Annotated in this window: 19 protein-coding genes; 9 read left to right on the top strand and 10 right to left on the bottom strand. The window is 61.6% G+C overall.

Features of this window, described 5'->3' with window-relative positions; translation table 11 throughout:
• Positions 1 to 64 precede the first annotated feature (64 nt).
• The gene (locus FHT79_RS10735; RefSeq protein ID WP_179874657.1) at positions 65 to 781 is read right to left on the bottom strand and encodes an HAD family hydrolase; all 717 of its coding nucleotides are present in this window, start codon (positions 779 to 781) and stop codon (positions 65 to 67) included.
• A gap of 246 nt (positions 782 to 1,027) precedes the next feature.
• Between FHT79_RS10735 and rpiA the strand changes: the two genes are divergently transcribed.
• The 3 genes from rpiA to FHT79_RS10750 all read left to right on the top strand — a co-directional run bounded on the left by rpiA (position 1,028) and on the right by FHT79_RS10750 (position 2,685).
• Positions 1,028 to 1,726 (top strand): ribose-5-phosphate isomerase RpiA, encoded by a 699-nt coding sequence (gene rpiA, locus FHT79_RS10740; protein ID WP_028758547.1) that lies wholly within the window; start codon positions 1,028 to 1,030, stop codon positions 1,724 to 1,726.
• 15 nt (positions 1,727 to 1,741) lie between these two features.
• The gene (locus tag FHT79_RS10745) at positions 1,742 to 2,305 is read left to right on the top strand and encodes a DUF2059 domain-containing protein (protein ID WP_028758548.1); all 564 of its coding nucleotides are present in this window, start codon (positions 1,742 to 1,744) and stop codon (positions 2,303 to 2,305) included.
• 95 nt (positions 2,306 to 2,400) lie between these two features.
• Positions 2,401 to 2,685: an acylphosphatase gene (locus tag FHT79_RS10750; protein ID WP_028758549.1), complete on the top strand. Its 285-nt coding sequence runs from the start codon at positions 2,401 to 2,403 to the stop codon at positions 2,683 to 2,685.
• Positions 2,686 to 2,719: 34 nt separating this feature from the next.
• Here the strand turns inward: FHT79_RS10750 and FHT79_RS10755 are convergent, their stop codons facing one another.
• Positions 2,720 to 2,938, bottom strand: a complete 219-nt coding sequence (locus FHT79_RS10755; protein ID WP_028758550.1) for a hypothetical protein — start codon at positions 2,936 to 2,938, stop codon at positions 2,720 to 2,722.
• A 248-nt stretch (positions 2,939 to 3,186) separates the two neighbouring features.
• Between FHT79_RS10755 and gor the strand changes: the two genes are divergently transcribed.
• Positions 3,187 to 4,575, top strand: a complete 1,389-nt coding sequence (gene gor / locus FHT79_RS10760) for a glutathione-disulfide reductase (protein ID WP_028758551.1) — start codon at positions 3,187 to 3,189, stop codon at positions 4,573 to 4,575.
• Between the two features lie 67 nt (positions 4,576 to 4,642).
• On the opposite strand, the gene FHT79_RS10765 is transcribed toward gor, so the two are convergent.
• On the bottom strand, positions 4,643 to 5,926 hold the full coding sequence (locus FHT79_RS10765; RefSeq protein ID WP_028758552.1) for a pilus assembly protein TadG-related protein: 1,284 nt from the start codon (positions 5,924 to 5,926) through the stop codon (positions 4,643 to 4,645).
• A gap of 217 nt (positions 5,927 to 6,143) precedes the next feature.
• Between FHT79_RS10765 and FHT79_RS10770 the strand changes: the two genes are divergently transcribed.
• Positions 6,144 to 7,517: a 3-deoxy-7-phosphoheptulonate synthase class II gene (locus FHT79_RS10770; protein ID WP_028758553.1), complete on the top strand. Its 1,374-nt coding sequence runs from the start codon at positions 6,144 to 6,146 to the stop codon at positions 7,515 to 7,517.
• A 74-nt stretch (positions 7,518 to 7,591) separates the two neighbouring features.
• Here the strand turns inward: FHT79_RS10770 and FHT79_RS10775 are convergent, their stop codons facing one another.
• A complete protein-coding gene (locus FHT79_RS10775; protein WP_028758554.1) occupies positions 7,592 to 9,430 on the bottom strand; it encodes an ABC transporter ATP-binding protein in 1,839 nt (612 codons plus the stop codon).
• Between the two features lie 293 nt (positions 9,431 to 9,723).
• Between FHT79_RS10775 and FHT79_RS10780 the strand changes: the two genes are divergently transcribed.
• Positions 9,724 to 10,146 carry a GFA family protein gene (locus FHT79_RS10780; protein ID WP_028758556.1) on the top strand — a complete coding sequence of 141 codons (423 nt, stop codon included), beginning with the start codon at positions 9,724 to 9,726 and terminating at the stop codon, positions 10,144 to 10,146.
• A gap of 101 nt (positions 10,147 to 10,247) precedes the next feature.
• A complete protein-coding gene (locus FHT79_RS10785; protein ID WP_028758557.1) occupies positions 10,248 to 10,895 on the top strand; it encodes a VOC family protein in 648 nt (215 codons plus the stop codon).
• A gap of 22 nt (positions 10,896 to 10,917) precedes the next feature.
• Here the strand turns inward: FHT79_RS10785 and FHT79_RS10790 are convergent, their stop codons facing one another.
• The gene (locus FHT79_RS10790; protein ID WP_028758558.1) at positions 10,918 to 11,448 is read right to left on the bottom strand and encodes a DUF1003 domain-containing protein; all 531 of its coding nucleotides are present in this window, start codon (positions 11,446 to 11,448) and stop codon (positions 10,918 to 10,920) included.
• Positions 11,449 to 11,640: 192 nt separating this feature from the next.
• Here FHT79_RS10790 and FHT79_RS10795 point away from each other — a divergent pair, with 192 nt between their 5' ends.
• A complete protein-coding gene (locus tag FHT79_RS10795; RefSeq protein ID WP_028758559.1) occupies positions 11,641 to 13,320 on the top strand; it encodes an NAD+ synthase in 1,680 nt (559 codons plus the stop codon).
• Here the strand turns inward: FHT79_RS10795 and FHT79_RS32375 are convergent.
• Positions 13,307 to 13,438, bottom strand: coding sequence for a hypothetical protein (locus FHT79_RS32375; RefSeq protein WP_281414614.1), 132 nt, complete (start codon positions 13,436 to 13,438; stop codon positions 13,307 to 13,309). The two genes, FHT79_RS10795 and FHT79_RS32375, sit on opposite strands and share 14 nt — an antisense overlap.
• Here FHT79_RS32375 and FHT79_RS10800 point away from each other — a divergent pair.
• Positions 13,437 to 14,264 carry a TolB family protein gene (locus FHT79_RS10800; protein ID WP_028758560.1) on the top strand — a complete coding sequence of 276 codons (828 nt, stop codon included), beginning with the start codon at positions 13,437 to 13,439 and terminating at the stop codon, positions 14,262 to 14,264. The two genes, FHT79_RS32375 and FHT79_RS10800, sit on opposite strands and share 2 nt — an antisense overlap.
• On the opposite strand, the gene FHT79_RS10805 is transcribed toward FHT79_RS10800, so the two are convergent.
• The 4 genes from FHT79_RS10805 to FHT79_RS10820 all read right to left on the bottom strand — a co-directional run bounded on the left by FHT79_RS10805 (position 14,261) and on the right by FHT79_RS10820 (position 19,803).
• Complete coding sequence (locus FHT79_RS10805; RefSeq protein WP_028758561.1) at positions 14,261 to 15,325, bottom strand: 3-deoxy-7-phosphoheptulonate synthase; 1,065 nt, start codon at positions 15,323 to 15,325, stop codon at positions 14,261 to 14,263. The two genes, FHT79_RS10800 and FHT79_RS10805, sit on opposite strands and share 4 nt — an antisense overlap.
• Positions 15,326 to 15,651: 326 nt before the next feature.
• Complete coding sequence (locus tag FHT79_RS10810) at positions 15,652 to 16,233, bottom strand: hypothetical protein (RefSeq protein ID WP_028758678.1); 582 nt, start codon at positions 16,231 to 16,233, stop codon at positions 15,652 to 15,654.
• 60 nt (positions 16,234 to 16,293) lie between these two features.
• Positions 16,294 to 18,168 carry a methyl-accepting chemotaxis protein gene (locus FHT79_RS10815; RefSeq protein WP_028758679.1) on the bottom strand — a complete coding sequence of 625 codons (1,875 nt, stop codon included), beginning with the start codon at positions 18,166 to 18,168 and terminating at the stop codon, positions 16,294 to 16,296.
• 231 nt (positions 18,169 to 18,399) lie between these two features.
• Positions 18,400 to 19,803, bottom strand: a complete 1,404-nt coding sequence (locus tag FHT79_RS10820) for an MFS transporter (RefSeq protein WP_097594342.1) — start codon at positions 19,801 to 19,803, stop codon at positions 18,400 to 18,402.
• Positions 19,804 to 19,910: the final 107 nt, after the last annotated feature.

A 19,910-nucleotide genomic window follows, 5' to 3' on the forward strand; every position in this document is an offset into this window, starting at 1 on the left:
AAAGTAGAGAGGGCGTGCCGTGTTGCACTCCCCTCTGGAGGAATGGCGGAGGCGAGCGATCGCCTCAGACCGCAACCTTCGCCGCGAAATCGCGGATCAGCATCTCGACCAGTTCCGTCGTCAGCTCATCGAAATGGGTGATGATGTGGTCCGGTCCCAGCGTGTTCACCGGCACGTCGGAATAACCGAACGGCACGGCAATCGACGGAACGCCAGCGTTTCCGGCGACGGCGATGTCGTTGACGCTGTCGCCGATCATCACGGCGCGGGCGATGTCGCCGCCGGCCCGGTCGATGGTGCCGGTGAGGTGGCGGGCGTCGGGTTTGCGGTATTCGAAGGTGTCGCCGCCGGTGATGGCGTCGAAATATCGGGTGAGCTCAAGCTTGTCGAGGAGACCGAGCGCCAGGCTTTCCATCTTGTTGGTGCAGACGGCGAGTCGGTAACCCTGTGATTTGAGCCGGTCCATGGCGGCGACCAGGCCGGGATAGGGCTGAGTACGGCCGGGCATGTTGCCGGCATAATGGGCGACGAAGCGCTCGACCAGCGGCGGCAAAGCATCGCTTTCAAGCGGATGGCCGCGCAGCCGGCAGGCGCGCTCGATCATCACGCGCGCGCCATGACCGACGAGGTGGGTGAGATCGTCATAGCTGACGGGTTCGAGGTCGAGGGCTGCGATCGTATGGTTCAGACTCTCGACCAGATCCACATGGGTGTCGAGAAGTGTGCCGTCGAGATCGAAGACGACAAGCGCCGGGCGAGTGGGGGCAGGGGTCAAGGGCATGTCTCTTTGAGGGATGGATCGTCCTGAGATACAAAGGATCGTCCCGGGGAGCGACGGGGTCGCCCCGGGAACGACAGCTCGTTCCTGGGGTAGGCGATCGCGCGGCGGAAAGCAACGTCCTGCAATGGTCGGGAGGGCCGCAGGCATCTGTTTCGGCTTTTCATTTTCCGTGATGATTTTGACTTTCGTTTGCCAGGCGAGCCGTGTAAACAGCACATCCAACGCAATAATCGGAGCTGGCGGCGCATGGATGCCCGCGAAATGAAGATCAAGGCCGCCGAGGCCGCACTCGCTCATGTCGAAAGCGGGATGCGTCTCGGGATCGGCACCGGCAGCACGGCGGAGGAATTCGTTCGGTTGCTGGCAGAGAAGGTCGCTGGCGGCTTCAAAGTCGAAGGCGTTCCGACGTCGGAAAGGACCGCGCGGCTTTGCGTCGAACTCGGCGTACCGCTGAAGTCGCTTGACGAACTGCCGGCACTCGACCTGACGATCGATGGTGCCGACGAGGTCGATGCGGGGCTGAGACTGATCAAGGGCGGCGGCGGCGCGCTGCTGCGTGAAAAGATCGTCGCGGCCGCCTCCGAGCGAATGATCGTCATTGCCGACGAGAGCAAGCTGGTCGAGACGCTCGGCGCCTTCGCGCTGCCGATCGAGGTCAATCCGTTTGGGCTCGTCTCGACGCGGATCGCAATTGAGAAGGTCGCGGCCCGGCTTGGCCTTTCTGGTGAACTTAATCTGCGCCAGTCCGGTGACGGAGAGTTTACGACCGATGGCGGCCATCACATCATCGATGCATCTTTTGGCCGCATTCCTGATGCAGAGGCGCTTTCGAGCGAGCTGAATTCCATACCCGGCGTCGTTGAACACGGGCTCTTTATCAATATGGCGGCACTTGCGATCATTGCCGGTCCTGCGGGTGTGCGCACACTGCAGGCAAACAGATAACAGGAGCATATACTCATGATGAACATTGCAGGTCTTGGCCGTTTCGCCGCTGCGACCGTCGTTCTTTCCGGGCTTGCCTTCGGCTCTGCCGTCAAGGCGCAGGAGGTCTCCGAGGAGCAGCTGAAGGCGTCTCGCGCCGCGATCGACGCCATCGGCGCCACTGCCCAGTTCGACAACATCCTGCCTGGTCTCGCCGAGCGCCTGAAGGCCGGCCTGATCCAGGATTCGCCGAACTACCAGGACGTTATTTCCTCGACGGTCGACGCGCAGGCGCTGAAGCTGGCGCCGCGCCGTGGCGATCTGGAGAAGGAAGCAGCACTCACCTATGCCAAGACCTTTACCGTCGACGAGCTGAAGGCGATCGCCGATTTCTATAATTCCGACGTCGGCAAGAAGCTGCTGCGCGACGGCCCTGTCGCCTCGCGCGAGACGGCGAAGGCTGCCGACATCTGGGCGCAGGGCATTTCCCGCGATCTGGAAAAGCAGAGCAATGCCGAGCTTTCCAAGGTCATCAAGGCGCCGCCGCCGGCAACCGACAGCCCGGCCGCTCCGGCTCCCGCACCGGCAGCCCAGCAGTAAAGCCTGTCCCACCAAACTTGCGAAAGCCCGGCATCGTCCGGGCTTTTTTGCTATGATGCCGCAAATGCCGCCGGCGAGGTTTTAGGTGACTGCAGATGTCCGATCATGACAAGGCTGTCCGAGTGCGGATATCCGGCAAGGTCCAGGGTGTCGGTTTTCGCATGTGGACGCGCGATGAGGCGGTGCTCCTCGGTCTGACCGGCTGGGTACGCAATGAACAGGACGGGACCGTCGTCGCGTTGATCGCGGGACCGGATATCGCCATCGCGACAATGATCGAACGTCTCAGGCGGGGACCCGCGGGAGCGTCGGTTTCAGGCGTCGAAACGGAAGCAGCTAAACTCGAGACGACGCTGGCGGATTTCCGGATCACCCGCTGACAACGGCGATATCTGAAGAATACTCCCTGGCCGCTCAGCCCCAAGCATCCGAGTTCTTTGCCAGTTGCCACACACCCGTCTCATCCGGTTCCACGCGCTTGTTGCCGCGATAGAAGATCGGCAGCCCTGTTCTCTTGTCCATCGCGAACCGGCTTGGCGTAAATTTCTCATTCTCGTGGCCCTGGGTGGCGAGCCCGAGCGCTTCCTTGAATTTGCCGGCCTTGCACAGGTTGGCGAAGAGAGTCTGATCCATCTTTTGCTCCGGCATGCTTTCTATATCCCGTGGATTGCGTGCCAGCCCGAGGCGGCTGGGTCAACCGTAAACCGTGGCCGGGTCAACCGCAAACGGTGACGGGATCAACCGTAACGGTGACCGGATTGACCATTTGCCGCGAAGATTCGGCGATGGGAACGGGATGACGCAGGAGCGGGCTTTTGTTTTCGTGACGATCGCTCCTATATCAGGAACATCCTTCCTGCGATTCCCTCCCGGAGCTCCTCATGTCTTCCTACGACTACGACCTTTTCGTCATCGGCGGCGGTTCCGGAGGCGTGCGCGGCGCGCGTGTCGCTGCCTCGCTCGGCAAGAAAGTGGCGATCGCCGAGGAATACCGCTATGGCGGCACCTGCGTCATCCGCGGCTGCGTGCCGAAGAAGCTTTTCGTCTATGCCTCGCAGTTCCACGAGCATTTCGAGGATGCGGCGGGCTTCGGCTGGACGGTCGGCGAGAGCAGCTTCGACTGGAAGAAGCTGGTGGCGGCCAAGGATGTCGAAATCGCCCGGTTGGAAGGTCTCTACAAGAAGGGGCTCGCCGGCGCCAATGCCGAGATCCTGGAAACGCGCGCCGAACTCGTCGATGCCCATACGGTGCGGCTGCTGAAGACTGGACAGACGGTGACCGCAAAGACGATTGTGGTTGCCACCGGCGGACGGCCGAACCCGCATGCGGCCCTTCCCGGTCACGAGCTCTGCATCTCCTCCAACGAGGCCTTTCATCTCGAAGAACTGCCGAAATCGATCGTGATCGCTGGCGGCGGCTATATCGCCGTCGAATTCGCCAATATCTTCCATGGGCTTGGCGTCGAGACGACGCTGATCTATCGCGGTGCCGAGATCCTGTCACGCTTCGACGAGGATCTGAGACGCGGGCTGCACGAGGCAATGGTCGCCAAGGGCATCCGTATCCTCTGCCACGACATGCTGCAGAAGGTTTCGAAGGGTGAGGACGGCGGCCTCATTCTGGAGACACTGAACAGCGGCACGCTGCAGGCCGGCGTCGTGATGTTGGCGCTCGGGCGCGATCCGAATACGGAAGGCCTCGGTCTAGAGGCGGCCGGTGTCGCCGTCGACGAACGCGGCGCCGTTATCGTCGATGAATATTCCCGCACCAATGTCGAAAACATCTATGCGCTCGGTGATGTCACCAATCGGGTACAGCTGACGCCGGTGGCGATCCACGAAGCGATGTGCTTCATCGAAACCGAATACAAGAACAATCCGACCCGGCCGGACTACGAGCTGATCCCGACCGCCGTCTTCTCACAGCCGGAGATCGGCACCGTCGGTCTTTCGGAAGAGGAGGCGGGCAAACGTTATGGCGAACTCGAAGTCTATCGCGCCCAGTTCCGGCCGCTGAAGGCCACACTGTCCGGCCGGGCCGAGCGGATGATCATGAAGCTGATCGTCGATGCGGCGAGCCGCAAGGTCGTCGGCGCCCATATCCTCGGCCACGATGCCGGCGAAATGGCGCAGCTGCTCGGCATCACGCTGAAGGCTGGCTGCACCAAGGACGATTTCGACCGGACGATGGCTCTGCATCCGACGGCCGCCGAAGAGCTCGTCACCATGTATGCGCCGAGCTATCGGATCCGCGACGGCAAGCGGCTTTAGGCCGCGAGGGGCTTTAGCCCTGCATGTCGTCGACCCGGAGCCGCGGCTCACTTCCGGGCGGCATGGATTAGCTGGTGATGCGGGGAGCGCGGATGACCTTGAGGAAGAGCGCTTTCATCGCATCGGCGATACCTTGGGTCGGCGTCACCTCGAAATAGAGGCCGGGCGAGGCACATGCCTGCATCTTCGTCGGAATCTCGCTCTGGAAGGGACTGATCCATTTGTTGTACCAGTCGTTGGTCGGCAGCGGCAAATAGGTGGTGTAGAGCACGGCGATCTTGACGCCGCGATCCTTCAGCGGTTTGCAGAAGGAGGTGTCGATCGGTTCCTGACAGCGGCCGCCGGTGGTCTTCTTGGTGCATGTCGACGGCTTGTAGCTGTCGCCGACGCCATCGGAAACGAAGAAGAGGATCTTTTCAGGGCTGATATTCGACGTGCCGTCACCGGCCGGATCGATGATGGTATTCATCTGCGTCAGGGCGCTGTCGAAGCTGGTGAGCTGGTCCTGGTTGTAGTTCTGGTAGGGAATGGTCATCAGGTCGACGGCGTCGGTGTAATTCTTCACCTTCGTCAGATCGGAGGTTGGGCTGGAGATCGTCGTCAGCTTGGCGTCCTCAGCCTTGGTGCCGAATGTATAGACGCCCATGCGGAATTGGTCGCTGCTGACGCGTTCGGTCTTGGCCGTATCGGTCAGCGCCTGGGTTGCCTGGCGCACGACGTCGATGCGCATGGCGACGCCGAGGCTCTTGGCGATGGTGTAGTTGTTGGTGCTCTGGTCCATCTGATGGCAGGCGAAGGCGCAGCCTGTTTTAGCCTGCAGCTTGGAAACATCGGTCGCGGTGGCGCCGACGCCCATGGACGGCGTGTTGTCGAGCAGGATGTAGAAATCCATGAAAGCGGCGGTTTGATATTCCGCCGTCGCGGCGCCCGAGATGGTGATCGAGTCCCGACCGAGGATGCGCATGAAGGTGGTGGGCACGGTCGCGCTGAAGGAAACCTTCGAATTCAGCTTGTTGGCGGTCTTGGTGACGTCGATGCCGAGATCGACGTGAACGTCGGTCAGCTCCCCGGACATCTGGGACATGAAGATGTTGCGGGCATCGTCCTTGCCGAGCGAGATCGTGCCGTTGCCGCTCATCGTCATGGCGGCGGCGACCGCGCCGGATTTTTCGGCGATCGAACCGACGGCGGCGGCGTCGGCGGCGGCGAAAAGCTGTGTCCTCAGGCTGAGCGCGTGGGCGAAATCCACCGCCATGCCGGCAGCACCGAAGAGCGGCACCGCCAGCAGCGCCGTCATGATGCCGAAATTGCCCGAGCGGTCCGATATGAAACCGGGCGGAAGGATCGCCATGCCATGTCCCCGAATTGAAACTCTCACCGGTTCTACATGGAAAGTCTAAAATATGGGGAAATCGACATGGTGTATGCCGGTTTAACTGGAGAATGGCGGGCGGCGGCGGCGAGGCGACAACTGTCGGCGAATGGTCTTTGCAAGATTGACCTAAAGGTCTATAAGCCGCCGCATATTGAGGGCATCCTAAGGTATGGATGTGAGTGAGGTGAGTGAGATGGCAGACAATTGGACCCCGAGCAGCTGGCGGCAGAAACCGATCCTGCAGGTTCCCGAATATCCCGACGCAGCCGCTTTGGCGGCAACGGAAGCCACGCTCGCCAGCTATCCGCCGCTCGTCTTTGCCGGCGAGGCGCGCCGCCTGAAGAAGCATCTCGCCAATGTCGCCGAAGGCAACGGCTTCCTGCTGCAGGGCGGCGACTGCGCCGAGAGCTTCGCCGAACACGGCGCCGACAATATCCGCGACTTCTTCCGCGCTTTCCTGCAGATGGCCGTGGTGCTGACCTTCGGCGCGCAGCTGCCGGTCGTCAAGGTCGGCCGCATCGCCGGCCAGTTCGCCAAGCCGCGTTCGTCGAATGTCGAGAAGCAGGGCGACGTGACGCTGCCGGCCTATCGCGGCGACATCATCAACGGCATCGAGTTCACCGAGGAGTCGCGCATTCCGAATCCGGAACGCCAGGCCATGGCCTACCGGCAGTCGGCTGCGACGCTGAACCTTCTGCGCGCCTTCGCGATGGGCGGTTACGCCAATCTCGAAAACGTGCATCAGTGGATGCTCGGCTTCGTCAAGGACAGCCCGCAGGGCGAGCGCTACCGCAAGCTTGCCGACCGCATCAGCGAAACCATGGATTTCATGAAGGCGATCGGCATCACCTCGGAAAACCATCCGAGCCTGCGCGAGACCGATTTCTTCACCAGCCACGAGGCGCTGCTGCTCGGTTACGAGGAGGCGCTGACCCGCGTCGATTCCACCTCGGGCGACTGGTATGCAACGTCGGGCCACATGATCTGGATCGGTGACCGCACGCGCCAGGCCGACCATGCGCATGTCGAATATTGCCGCGGCATCAAGAACCCGATCGGTCTGAAATGCGGTCCGTCGCTGCAGGCCGACGATCTGTTGCAGCTGATCGATATTCTAAATCCGGCTAATGAAGCCGGGCGCCTGACGCTGATTTGCCGCTTCGGCCACGAAAAGGTTGCCGAGAGCCTGCCGAAGCTTATCCGCGCCGTCGAGCGCGAAGGCCGCAAGGTCGTCTGGTCCTGCGACCCGATGCACGGCAATACGATCACGCTCAACAACTACAAGACCCGGCCCTTCGAGCGGATCCTGTCGGAAGTCGAAAGCTTCTTCCAGATCCACCGCGCCGAAGGCTCGCATCCCGGCGGCATCCATGTCGAGATGACCGGGAAGGACGTGACCGAGTGCACCGGCGGCGCCCGCGCCGTCACGGCCGATGATCTGCAGGATCGCTACCACACCCATTGCGACCCGCGTCTCAACTCCGACCAGGCTCTCGAGCTCGCCTTCCTGCTTGCCGAGCGCATGAAGGGCGGCCGCGACGAGAAGCGCCTGGTTGCCAACGGCTGATATCAGCCCGAAACGGATGAAGAAAAGCCCGGCCGATGCCGGGCTTTTTTATTGCTGTGCTTAGGGATGGCGGCTCAGATGCTGGCCTGGATACTGTGCAGGCCGGCATAGACGCCGCCTTGCGCCATCAAGTCGTCATGGGTGCCCTGTTCGACGATGCCGTCAGCCGTCAGGACCAGGATGCGGTCAGCATGGCGGACGGTCGAAAGACGATGGGCGATGACCAGGGTGGTTCGACCATTTGCCAGGCTGAGCAGCGCCTGCTGCACCGCCCGTTCGCTCTCGTTGTCGAGCGCGCTGGTCGCCTCGTCGAAGATCAGTATCTCCGGATCTTTGAGGAAGGCGCGGGCGATGGTAATGCGCTGGCGCTGGCCGCCCGAGAGCTTGACGCCGCGTTGGCCGATATCGGTGTCGTAGCCTTGGGGCAGGGCCATGATGAAGTCGTGCGCATTGGCGGCGCGCGCCGCCGCCTCTAGTTCGGCGTCGGTGGCGTCGGGCCGGCCGTAACGCAGGTTTTCCGCCACGGTACCGGCAAAGAGGTAGACATCCTGCTGCACCACGCCGACATGGCGGCGGAGCGAGGCCAGCGTCACCTCGCGGATATCGGTGCCGTCGATGCGGATCGCCCCGGCCTCGACATCGTAGAAGCGTGGTATGAGCGCACAAAGCGTGCTCTTGCCGACCCCCGAGGGGCCGACCAGGGCAACGAACTCTCCGGGCGCGATGGTCAGCGACAGCCGTTCGAGGACGCGCGGACCATCGGACTCGTAGCCGAAGGCAACATCGGAAAAGCTGATCTCGCCCTTTGGCGCCGCCATTGGACGGGCGGCCGGCTGATCCGTGATATCGGGGGCGATCTCCAGGATCTCCATGGCCCTGATGAAGCCGGTGTAACCCTCCTGCCAGAGGCGTACGAAATTGGCGAGCCGCTGCACCGGATCGACCAGCACAGCGACGCAGAGCAGGAAGGTCAGCATATCGGGAACGGTCAGCTCCGCCGCCAAAATGCGCAGGCCGCCGACGATGATCACCAATATGGTAATGAGCTGGGCGAAGGTTTCGGTGCCGACCGAGAACCAGGCCTCGCTGCGGTAGCCTTCGGCGCGGCTTTGCAGGAAGCGCCGGTTCTGCTCGGCGAAGCGTTCGCGCTCCAGCGCCTCGTTGGCGAAGGACTGGACAACGCGGATGCCGGCGAGGGCATCCTCGACGCGCTCGTTGACGGCGGCGATCTGCCGTTTGCTGGCCTCGAGCGCGCGGTTCATGCGCCGGTTGAAATAGAGCGCATAGGCCACCGCCACCGGAGTGAGCAGCAGGATGATGCCTGCCAATGGCGGATCGATGAAGAACAACACCAGCATGGCCCCGCCATATTTGAGCACGGCGATGGAAAGATCCTCAGGACCATGGTGAAAGAGTTCGCCCAGCCACAGGCTATCATTGGTGATGCGGCTCATCAGCTGACCGGTGCGCTGGCGGTCGTAAAAGCTGAACGAGAGCTTCTGGCAATGCTCGAACAGTTCCTGCCGCACCGTGGCCTCGATGCGGGCGCCCATGACGTGGCCGCGATAGTCGACGAAGAAGATCGCAGCGATCTGGACCGCCAGAACCGCCAGCATGATGCCGCCCATCGCCAGGATCTGTGCGAAGGCCTGCGGTGCCTCGGGCAGAGCCAGAAGCCTGCTGGTGACGATGTTGGCGCAGAGCGGCAAGGCGACAGCGGTGCCGGCGACGAGGATGGCGCAAAGCAGATCCGCGAGCAGCAAAGGCAGATGCGGACGGTAGTAAGAGAGGAATTTGCGCATGCGCGACCAACGCCGGCCGCGGTCGGCGGCACTGGAATCGTCACGGAAAAGGTTCAGGAAGGAGTTATGGCGTCGCGAGCTTTTCCTCGCGCGAGAGAACGAAATATTCATGAAGCTGAATGTCCTTGTGGGGGATTTTTCCTTTCTGTTTGGACAGGGTCGCTCTCATGTCAGTCTCCCGGGGGTCGAGTGAATTGGACCTTAAGTATCGCCGACAACAGCCGCTGATTCAATGCCGGGATAGGATGCTGTTGGCGGATGTTGTCGACAAGCAACAGGTGTGCGAGCCGGCCGGCTGCGCGCAAGCCTACAATCTTCAAGATTTCTGATGATTTTGTTGAGCGGATTGGATTTGACGCCGACTGTGATTGGCGGCAACGTCCAGTCATAAACGGGGAGCGATCATGACCGACCGGCATACAGGCGGCTGCCTCTGCGGCGCCGTGCGATTTTCAACGACGGCGAGGCCAGGACCAGTCGTCGGCTGCCATTGCTCGCAGTGCCGCCGGCAGACGGGGCTGTATTATGCAGCCGTCAACCTGCCGCGTGCAGCTCTTTCGATCGAGGGCGATGCAGCAATCCGCTGGTACCGGTCGAGTGAAGAGGCGCAGCGCGGCTTCTGCTCGAATTGCGGCTCCGCATTGTTCTGGCAGGGTGACGAACGGGCGGAGATTTCGGTCATGGCAGGCGCCTTCGACGAACCGAGCGGCCTGACCTTCGGTTACCATATCTACTGCGCCGACAAGGGCGATTTCTACGAAATATCGGACGGCCTGCCGCAATATGCGGTGAATCCCCCATCGTCATCCTCGCCGGCCCGTGATTGACAAAGGTTGATCGCCGAGGCTAGGTTTACCGCGCTGCGTAGGGCGCTTCGTCGAATGTCGAAAGGGCAATGCCCGCCTACAATGTATCAACAGTTGCGCCCATGCCGAATCTCGAAAACCTCAAAAAGCAGGCCAAGCAGTATTTGCGATGGCACAGCGAAAGATACTATCCTGTTGCAGCCGAGATCAGAGCTGCGTTGCCGCGCTTCCGTCATCTCGATGACAGCCATGTGCTGGAGGCGCGCTTCAAGCTTAGCGACGCGCAGGACCTGATCGCACGTCAAATGGGTTTCGAGGGATGGCAGGCGCTCAAGACAGGAGCCGCAGCCATGACAGATCCGAAAAAACAGCCAGCACCACAAGCCATCCTGAGTTCGCTATCCGCGCAGTTGTTCGTCACCGATATCAAAGCGTCGTGCGAATTCTTCACCGGCAAACTCGGCTTCAGGGTCGACTTCGTCTATGGCGACCCGCCGTTTTACGGACAGGTCATCCGCGACAATGCTCAACTCGCTCTGAGGCTGGTATGCGAGCCCGTGTTCGTCGGCGATATCAGGCAACGGGAGCATCTGCTTTCAGCCTCGATCACCGTCGGTACATCAGACGAGATCAAGCGCCTGTTCCTGGATTTCCAGGCCGCAGGCGTATCCTTCCATCAGCCCCTCAGGAAGGAGCCGTGGGGCGCCAGAAACTTCATCGTGCTGGATCCGGACGGAAATCTCATCCTGTTTGCCGGTCCGGGCGGCTGATCATTGCGCAATAAGCGCTGCCTCAGCTTCTGGCGGAAAGTTCGGCGCTGAGGCGGGCCACATCCTCGCGCAGCGCCGTCAGCTCGGTCAGCACGCTCATATCGATCTTCTGGTGCAGGGAGAGCACTTCGAGCTCGGCCTTGAGATTGACCTCATAATCCTTGGCGGCCTCGAAGCGGTCGCGCTCGGCCTGCCGGTTCTGCGACATCATGATGATCGGCGCCTGGATGGCGGCGATCATCGACAGGATCAGATTCAGAAAAATGAAGGGGTATGGGTCGAAGGGATTCGCCACCAGACCGATGGTGTTCAACAGTGTCCAGACGGCGAGAAAGGCGAGGAAGGCGAGTATGAAGGACCACGAGCCGCCGACGCGGGCAATGCCATCGGCGATACGCTCGCCGAAGGATGACTCGGCGGATAGAGCGGCATTGACGTCGGTCGAGATGATCTTGCGCGCGTGCGTTTTCGCCAGCACGCGCTTTTCGATATCGCCGAGTTCATCGGCCGGTTTGTCGAAATGATGGTGCACGAAATTCGAAAGATTAGACATTGCCTGTTTCCGATGCCGGTTATCGATGCGGTCGCTTTCGGCGCCAGTATTCCGCTCCGGAGGCAAATTGCAATGCGTATCGGTGCCGCGCGGAGCCACGTGCGATCCGATCATAAAAATTTCGTCACTCCCAAGTGCCGCTTTCGGCGCGAACGTGTTGCGGTCGCGAAAGGCGCAGGCTAAATAAATGACATGACACAGGAAAACGCTCTTTCTGATATCTTCCGCATCGCCATCGGCCAGCTCAATCCAACGGTCGGCGACGTCGCAGCCAATCTCGCCAAAGCGCGTGAGGCGCGCGCCGATGCGGGCAGGGAGGGCGCGCATCTGCTCGTCCTGACCGAGCTTTTCATCTCCGGCTACCCGCCTGAAGATTTGGTGCTGAAGCCCGCCTTCATCCGCGCCTGCTGGAAAGCGGTCGAGAGCCTGGCGGCCGATACCGCCGATGGCGGGCCGGGCGTCCTCATCGGCTTTCCCCGGCAGGACGAGACCGGGCGTTACAATTCAGTCGCCGTGCTCGACGGCGGCAAGGTGATTGCGGTGCGCGACAAGATCGACCTGCCGAATTACGGCGAGTTCGACGAGAAACGCGTGTTCGACCAGGGCGCCATGCCGGGTCCGGTGAATTTCCGCGGCGTGCGCATCGGCATTCCAATCTGCGAGGATATCTGGGGCGATCTCGGCGTCTGCGAGACGCTGGCCGAAAGCGGGGCAGAGATCCTGCTGTCGCCGAACGGTTCGCCCTATTATCGCGGCAAGGTGGATATCCGTCACCAGGTGGTGCTGAAGCAGGTGATCGAGACCGGCCTGCCGCTGATCTATGCCGCCCAGCTCGGCGGCCAGGACGAGCTGGTTTTCGATGGAGCAAGCTTCGCCTTCAATGCCGACAAGTCGCTCGCCTTTCAGATGAGCCAGTTCGAAACCGCACTGGCGGTGACGACGTGGAAGCGCGGCGAAAGTGGTTGGCATTGCGCCGAAGGGCCGATGGCGCACATTCCCGAGCGCGAGGAGGCCGATTACCGCGCCTGCCTGCTCGGTTTTCGCGACTACGTCAACAAGAACGGCTTCAAGACCGTCGTGCTCGGCCTTTCCGGCGGCATCGATTCTGCGATCTGCGCGGCGCTTGCCGTCGATGCGCTGGGCGAAGAACGGGTGCGCACCGTCATGCTGCCCTATCGCTATACTTCCGAGGATTCGCTGAAGGATGCGGCCGACTGCGCCAGGGCGCTCGGCTGCCGCTACGATATCGTGCCGATCGAGCAGCCGGTGACGGGCTTCAGCAGCGCGCTCGCCAGCCTTTTCGAAGGCACGGACAGCGGCATCACCGAAGAGAACCTGCAGAGCCGGGCGCGCGGCGTCATCCTGATGGCGATCTCCAACAAATTCGGCTCGATGGTGGTGACGACTGGTAATAAGTCGGAAATGTCGGTCGGTTATGCGACACTCTACGGTGACATGAACGGCGGCTTCAACCCGATCAAGGACCTCTACAAGATGCAGGTCTATGCGCTTTCTCGCTGGCGCAACGAAAACGTGCCGCCGGGTGCGCTGGGACCGTCGGGCGAGGTGATTCCGCAGAATATCATCGACAAGGCGCCGTCGGCCGAACTGCGTCCTGATCAGAAAGACCAGGATTCGCTGCCGCCCTATCCCGTGCTCGACGATATTCTCGAATGCCTGGTGGAGAAGGAGATGGCGGTCGAAGAGATCGTCGCGCGCGGCCATGACGTGGCGACCGTCCACCGGGTCGAGCACTTGCTCTATCTCGCCGAATACAAGCGCCGGCAATCGGCGCCTGGCGTCAAGATCACCAAGAAGAATTTCGGCCGCGACCGGCGCTACCCCATCACCAATCGTTTCAGGGACCGCTGACGCAATCGGGACCGCTGACGCAATCGGGATCGCTGACGCAATCGAGATCGCTGGCGCAATCGAGATCGCTGGCGCAATCGAGATTGCTGACGTCACTACGTTTTTCGGGAGGAAACATGCGCAGCTCGGTTGAGATCTACAATGTCAGGACGGGCAGGGCCCGTGAGGTCTGGCAGACGGACAGACTGGTGGAGGCGCCGAACTTCTCGCCCGACGGTTCCTACCTGCTGCTGAACGGCGACGGACTGCTCTACCGGCTGCCGCTCGATGGCGGCGAAGTCACCAAGGTCGATACCGGCTTTGCCGTCAACTGCAACAATGATCATGGCATTTCGCCCGACGGCACCGAGATCGTCATCTCCGACAAGACCAAATTCAGCAAGTCGGCGATCTATATCCTGCCGATCGAAGGCGGCACTCCGCGGCTCGTCACGCAAAATCTACCATCCTACTGGCACGGCTGGTCGCCGGATGGTCGTCAGCTTGCCTATTGCGGCATCCGCGACGACGTCTTCGATATCTACACGATTTCCGTCGACGGTGGCGCCGAGACGCGGTTGACGCATGGTGAGGGCCGCAACGACGGACCGGACTATTCGGCCGATGGGCAATGGATCTATTTCAATTCCAGCCGTACCGGGCTGATGCAGATCTGGCGCATCCATCCCGATGGCACGGGTCTCCACCAGGTGACATCGGACAATCAGGGTAACTGGTTCGCCCATCCGTCGCCTAAGAACGACCAGGTGCTGATCCTGTCCTACGACCCTTCGGTGTTCGACCATCCGCGCGATCTCGATGTACGGCTGCGGCTGATGGACATGGATGGCGGCAATCTGAAGACGTTGTTCGAGCTTTTCGGCGGGCAGGGCACGATCAACGTGCCCTGCTGGTCTCCTGATGGCGAGGAATTCGCCTATGTCCGGTACTTTCCGGTAGGTTAGGCCGCCGCTGCCTTGCGACGATCGCGTCCCGATTTCGCCAGGTCTTCGAGCACCGCGACCGACATATCCCAATCGATGCAGCCATCGGTGATCGACTGACCGTAGACCAGCGGCTTGCCGGGCACGAGATCCTGGCGGCCTGCGACGAGGTTGCTTTCGATCATCATGCCCTTGATGTGGCGGTTTCCGGCAGCGATCTGTGCGGCGACGGATTTGACGACGCGCGGCTGGTTCATCGGATCCTTGCTGCTGTTGGCATGGCTGGCATCGATGAGGATGCGCGGGGCCACGCCGAGCTTGACGGCTTCGGCGGTGACAGCTTCGACGTCGGCCGCCTCATAGTTGGGCCGCTTGCCGCCGCGCAGGATGATGTGGCAGTCCTCATTGCCCGTCGTAGAAGCGATCGCTGCCTGTCCGTCCTTCGTCACGGCCGGGAAGTGGTGCGGTTGCGAGGCGGCGAGGATCGCGTCGAGCGCCACGCGCGCTCCGCCGTCGGTGCCGTTCTTGAAGCCGATCGGGCAGGAGAGGCCGGAGGCAAGCTGCCGGTGGATCTGGCTTTCGGTCGTGCGCGCGCCGATCGCGCCCCAGCTGACGAGGTCGGCGATGTATTGCGGCGTAATCGTGTCGAGGAATTCGACGCCGGCCGGAAGACCCATGGCATTGATATCGAGCAGCAGGCGTCGTGCAATCCTCAACCCTTCCTCGATGCGGTAGCTGCCGTCGAGGTGCGGGTCGTTTATCAGACCCTTCCAGCCGACGGTCGTACGGGGCTTTTCGAAATAGACGCGCATGACGATCTCGAGATCACCGGCAAAGCGCCGCCGCTGTTCTTCCAGCCGCGCGGCGTACTCCCTGGCGGCAACCGGGTCATGGATGGAGCAGGGGCCGATGACGGCGATCAGGCGATCATCCTCGCCCCGGAGAATCCTGTGGATGGCATCACGGTTGCTGGTCACGGTGTCGGTGACGGCAGCATCGCGGCGAATTTCCGCGAGGATATCGGTGGGTTTGGTGAGGGGCGTGATCTCGAGGATACGAAGATCATCAATGGCATCAGACACGGTATGGCTCCTGTTTGGTCATACCGTGCGGAACAAAAAAGCCGCCAGGTAGACTAGCGGCTGTTCGGGTTGTCGTCGCGTCGAATTCAGTTACGCATAGACCCGCATCCGCTGTGAGTAGCGGTACCAATAAAATCGCGAGGCGTTGACTGACGTGATCGACATGCGGCGTGTTTAGCGCCAAGGCCGCGCGTTGTCACGTAGATTTTTCTGCCTAAAACCTGCGTTCCTTGGGAGAGCAACTGGTCTTGCGGGAGCGACACGCACGGGAGGCAGGCAGCACGCCGCACTCGATCTCACTCGTGCGGCGTGCTGGGTCTTTGAGACTAGAGGGCGTCGACGTTCACGCCGACGGTGATGGCGCCGATCGGTGTTCCCTTGTCGTCTGAAATCGTCACGCTTGCCTGCGACTGCAGCGTCTGGGTCGATTCATCCTTTTCGATCTCATCGACGAAGACGGCATCCTTGCCGGCGCCGAAGGACTTCTGGAACTTGCCTTCGTCGCCCTGCCAGTAATCTGACGTGACGTCGCTCTGGCCGACATTCAGGCCCTTTGCATCCATGACGAAGATCTCGGTGATCTTGCCACCGGAGGCCTCCTTCTTCGCCTGAAGGAATTTCGACAGCGCATTGTTGAGCACGCCGTCGATCATCGAGTGGTCGGAACCATCGACTTCGGCGCGCCACTTCTTGTCGAGGGCGTCGATATCGGCTGCACTCAGGTTGGCGTTGGCGGCGTCCTGCGCCTTGACAGCCTCGATGATCGCGGGGTCGTTCAGCCAGGGCGTTACGTCGCTCTTCACGTAGTCGAAGATCGGGGCAAGCTTCGCATCCTCAGCCATGGATACGTCCATGGGCACGGCAAATGCGGTGCAGGCCAAAAGAAATGCGGGCACGAGTTTCTTCATAACTGTTTCCTTCCTGATTATAGGTTGCTGAGAACTAAGGCTTATCGGACGAAGGCGGCGTCAGAACTCTTCCCAGGCACCGGGAGCGGCGGCAACGGCGGCATTGCCTGCATGACGCTGCACGTAGGCTCGGGGTTCGGGACGAGATTGGCGGGCGGGTTGAACGGGTTTGGTCTGGCTGGCCGCGGCCGCGCCGACGACGAATCTGCCGGCCGAGTCCTGCAGTTGGCGTCCCTGCGACAGCAGTTCCTGGCAGGCCGCATTGGTTTCCTCGACCATTGCTGCGTTCTGTTGCGTCGCCTGATCCATCTGGTTGATCGCGCCATTGATTTCCTGCAGACCGGTCGCCTGTTCGCGATAGGACTGGACGATGGAGGCGATACTGTCGCTGATGCGGTTGATCTGCTCCTCGATCTTCAGGAGAGCGTCGCCGGTTTCGTTCACCAGCCCGACGCCTGCGGCAACCTCTTGGCCGGACACATTGATCAGGTTCTTGATTTCCTTGGCGGCATTTGCCGACCGCTGGGCGAGTTCACGCACCTCCTGCGCGACAACCGCAAAACCCTTACCGGCTTCGCCCGCACGCGCCGCCTCGACGCCGGCGTTCAGCGCCAGCAGGTTCGTCTGGAAGGCGATTTCGTCGATAACGCCGATAATGCGGCCGATCTGGCTCGACGAGGTCTGAATACGGTCCATCGCGCCGATGGCATCACGCACCACCGTCGCCGAGACGTGAGCGCTGCGCTTCGTCTCCTCGACCAGCTTCCCGGTATTTTCGGCGCGCTGCGACGATGTTCGGACGGTGGTGGTCATCTCATCCAATGCGGCAGCGGTCTGTTCCAATGATGCCGCCTGTTGCTCGGTCCGCTTGGCGAGTTGATCTGCGGAGGAGGCAAGCTCGCTCGAGCCGCCTTCAACCGCCACGGAGGCGGCCTTGATCTCCGTCAGTGCGGCGGCGACGGCCTCGACCATGTTGTTGAAATCCTGCCGCAACTTATCGAATTCCGGACCGAGATCGGCCAGGTGTACGGAGAAGTCGCCTGCGGCGAGCTTTTCCAATGCATTTGCGAGAGCGGTCATGACCAGCCGCTGCGTGTTGCTGGCCTCTTCCGTGAACAATGCGTTGCGCGCCCGTTCGGCATCGAGCGAAGCGCTCTGCTCGGCAGCGGCCTGCTCCCTTTCGACCTTCGCAATCGCCTCGTGGCGGAAAACTTCCAACGCACGCGCCAGGAAGCCGATCTCGTCGCCATTTTCCTTGTAGGTGACGGGAGAGGCCAGGTCGCCTTTCTGCAAGGCGCTGATCCGTTCGCTGATGATCCGGATGGGCCGGCCAACGAGGCTGCGCATGGCAAGAAGGAAGGCGATGACGGCCAATGCGGTGATCGCGGACTGCGTGAGCAGCGAAACGAGAACCTTCTGCTTGACTTCAGAAGCGATTTTTTCGACGGACCAGTTGGTGACGATATAACCGGTGACCTTGCCTGACTTATCCAGTGGAAGCGGTGCGGTGATCGTCACCACGCCGGCAGATAACCCGCCGTCATTGATGGTCGTCTTTTCCGGCTTTGCACTCAGGCCCTTCGCCAGATCGACCGCTGCGGGCAGACCGTTGATGCCGTCGCGTGTCCAGGTGTCGACGGCGACCGCCTCCGCATTGAATGCGGCAAACTGCACGAGATCGAGCGAGGGATCGTCGCGGTAGAGCGAATAAGCCTCTCGAACGGCATTCGCCTTGCCCCATTTCACGCCGCCCGCCGCCAGAGAGGCAAACTGCTCCGCATCCTTGGACCAGTTCGCCTTGGCGCCGTCGATCAGCGCTCGGGTTTCGTACATCCATGTGTAGGTAGCAAAGGCGGAAATGCCGCACAGATTGACGGCCACGATAATCGCCGCCAGCTTGGCTGTCAGAGGCATCGTTTTCAAAAATTGGAACATTCCGCGGGGGCCTAGAATTGCGGCTCAGTCGGACATGTTCCCGACCGGCGTATCAATACGGGCATCCACGCTGACGGTCACATCACGAGCGCTCATGCCCATGTCCTGATAGCGACCCAAAACGCGCAAACGCAGTGTGTATTTGATGTGTGAATAAATCATAAAGTAGAAAGGGATGCCGGAGCACACGCGTGTGATTTCGCTATCACGCCCGCTGGTGATCTGCCGCGATCAGCTGTTTTCCGCGATCGCCTCTTCGGGCTCCGTCTGCCGGTGTTTGCGGCGGCGCGTCGTCAGTTCCGCGCCGGCATCGCGCGGCAGCCGCAGGAAGGTGATGCAGGCGAGCGCCGAAATCGCCGAGACGCTGAAGAAGGCGACGTGGAAATCCGAGACCAGCAGCCGGCCGCCATGGAAGCTGCTCGAAATTTCGAGGATGCCGCCGGCGATCGCCACACCCATTGCCATGGAGATACGCTGGGCAACGGCATTGATCGCGGTTGCCTGGCTGCTGTCGGCGGCGTCGACATCGCCGAAGGCCATGGCGTTGACGCCCGAGAAAGCCATGGAGCGGAACAGGCCGCCGATCAGCAGGCAGGCCATGATCAGGAAAAGCGGGGTTTCGGCGGTGAACAGGCCGTTGATGCCGAGGAAGATCGCCGCCAGCAAGGTGGTGATTGATATGACGGTGCGGAAGCCGAAGGCATTGAAGGTGCGCGAGGCGGCGAATTTCGAGCCCATGGAGCCGAGTGCGCTGACGAAAGTGACCGAGCCCGATTGCAGCGGCGTCAGGCCGAAGCCGAGCTGCAGCATCAGCGGCATCAGGAAGGGCAGCGCGCCGAGCCCCATGCGGAAATTCGAGGCGCCGAGGATCGCCGCCCGGAACATCGGGTAGCGGAACATCTTCGGATCGAGAAGCGGATAGGGTGCGCGGCGGGCATGCAGGAGGTAGATGAGACCGGCAAGGATGCCGATCGCAACCGTGACATAACCGTAGATGACGGGCACGGCCGGCAGGCTGATCACCGAGACGCCGAAGACGAAGCCGGAGAAGCCGAGGCCGCACAGGAAGAAGCCCGGGAAATCCATCGGCCGCGGGCTGCGCGGCTCGACCGCCGGCAGGAAACGGGTGACGAGGATGATGCCGAGCACGCCGATCGGGACGTTGATCCAGAAGATCCAGTGCCAGGTGAGATAGGTGGTGAGGAAACCGCCGATCGGCGGACCCATGATCGGGCCGATCAAGGCGGGAATGGTGAGCCAGGCCATGGCGTCGACGAGTTCGTGGCGTGGCGTTCCCCGGACCAAAAGCAGGCGGCTGACCGGCGTCATCATCGAGCCGCCGGCGCCTTGGACCAGCCGTGAGATGACGAAGGCCGTGATCGAGTTGGAGAAAGCGCAGGCGACCGAGCCGATCATGAAGACGAAGATCGCCATGCGGAAGATGTTGCGCGCACCGAACCGATCGGACATCCAGCCGCTGATCGGGATGAAGATCGCCAGTGCCACGAGATAGCTGGTAACGGCGAGCTTCAGCGCGATCGGCGAGGTGCCGATATCGGCTGCGATCGCCGGCAGGCTGGTGGCGATCACGGTCGAATCCATCTGTTCCATGAACAGGGCGACCGCAAGGATCATGGGCGTGAGGCGGGGCACGGGCAACCGGGATGCTGCGAGGGACTGTATCGTCCATACGCCTTCGGTGGTGATAAGGCCATAGAAACTATGGATGAAGGAGCTTGTCG

The organism is Rhizobium sp. BK212, assembly GCF_014197475.1.
GTDB lineage: Bacteria > Pseudomonadota > Alphaproteobacteria > Rhizobiales > Rhizobiaceae > Rhizobium > Rhizobium anhuiense.

Coding starts and splice junctions, on each gene's coding strand:
- FHT79_RS10795 (WP_028758559.1), top strand. CDS start 11,641: ATGACACAGGAAAACGCTCTTTCTGATATCTTCCGCATCGCCATCGGC.
- FHT79_RS10800 (WP_028758560.1), top strand. CDS start 13,437: ATGCGCAGCTCGGTTGAGATCTACAATGTCAGGACGGGCAGGGCCCGT.
- FHT79_RS10790 (WP_028758558.1), bottom strand. CDS start 11,448: ATGTCTAATCTTTCGAATTTCGTGCACCATCATTTCGACAAACCGGCC.
- FHT79_RS10750 (WP_028758549.1), top strand. CDS start 2,401: ATGTCCGATCATGACAAGGCTGTCCGAGTGCGGATATCCGGCAAGGTC.
- FHT79_RS10745 (WP_028758548.1), top strand. CDS start 1,742: ATGATGAACATTGCAGGTCTTGGCCGTTTCGCCGCTGCGACCGTCGTT.
- FHT79_RS10810 (WP_028758678.1), bottom strand. CDS start 16,233: ATGAAGAAACTCGTGCCCGCATTTCTTTTGGCCTGCACCGCATTTGCC.
- FHT79_RS10780 (WP_028758556.1), top strand. CDS start 9,724: ATGACCGACCGGCATACAGGCGGCTGCCTCTGCGGCGCCGTGCGATTT.
- FHT79_RS10815 (WP_028758679.1), bottom strand. CDS start 18,168: ATGTTCCAATTTTTGAAAACGATGCCTCTGACAGCCAAGCTGGCGGCG.
- FHT79_RS10820 (WP_097594342.1), bottom strand. CDS start 19,803: ATGATCCTTGCGGTCGCCCTGTTCATGGAACAGATGGATTCGACCGTG.
- FHT79_RS10785 (WP_028758557.1), top strand. CDS start 10,248: ATGCCGAATCTCGAAAACCTCAAAAAGCAGGCCAAGCAGTATTTGCGA.
- FHT79_RS10735 (WP_179874657.1), bottom strand. CDS start 781: ATGCCCTTGACCCCTGCCCCCACTCGCCCGGCGCTTGTCGTCTTCGAT.
- FHT79_RS10755 (WP_028758550.1), bottom strand. CDS start 2,938: ATGGATCAGACTCTCTTCGCCAACCTGTGCAAGGCCGGCAAATTCAAG.
- FHT79_RS10775 (WP_028758554.1), bottom strand. CDS start 9,430: ATGAATATTTCGTTCTCTCGCGCGAGGAAAAGCTCGCGACGCCATAAC.
- rpiA (WP_028758547.1), top strand. CDS start 1,028: ATGGATGCCCGCGAAATGAAGATCAAGGCCGCCGAGGCCGCACTCGCT.
- FHT79_RS32375 (WP_281414614.1), bottom strand. CDS start 13,438: ATGTTTCCTCCCGAAAAACGTAGTGACGTCAGCAATCTCGATTGCGCC.
- FHT79_RS10765 (WP_028758552.1), bottom strand. CDS start 5,926: ATGGCGATCCTTCCGCCCGGTTTCATATCGGACCGCTCGGGCAATTTC.
- FHT79_RS10770 (WP_028758553.1), top strand. CDS start 6,144: ATGGCAGACAATTGGACCCCGAGCAGCTGGCGGCAGAAACCGATCCTG.
- gor (WP_028758551.1), top strand. CDS start 3,187: ATGTCTTCCTACGACTACGACCTTTTCGTCATCGGCGGCGGTTCCGGA.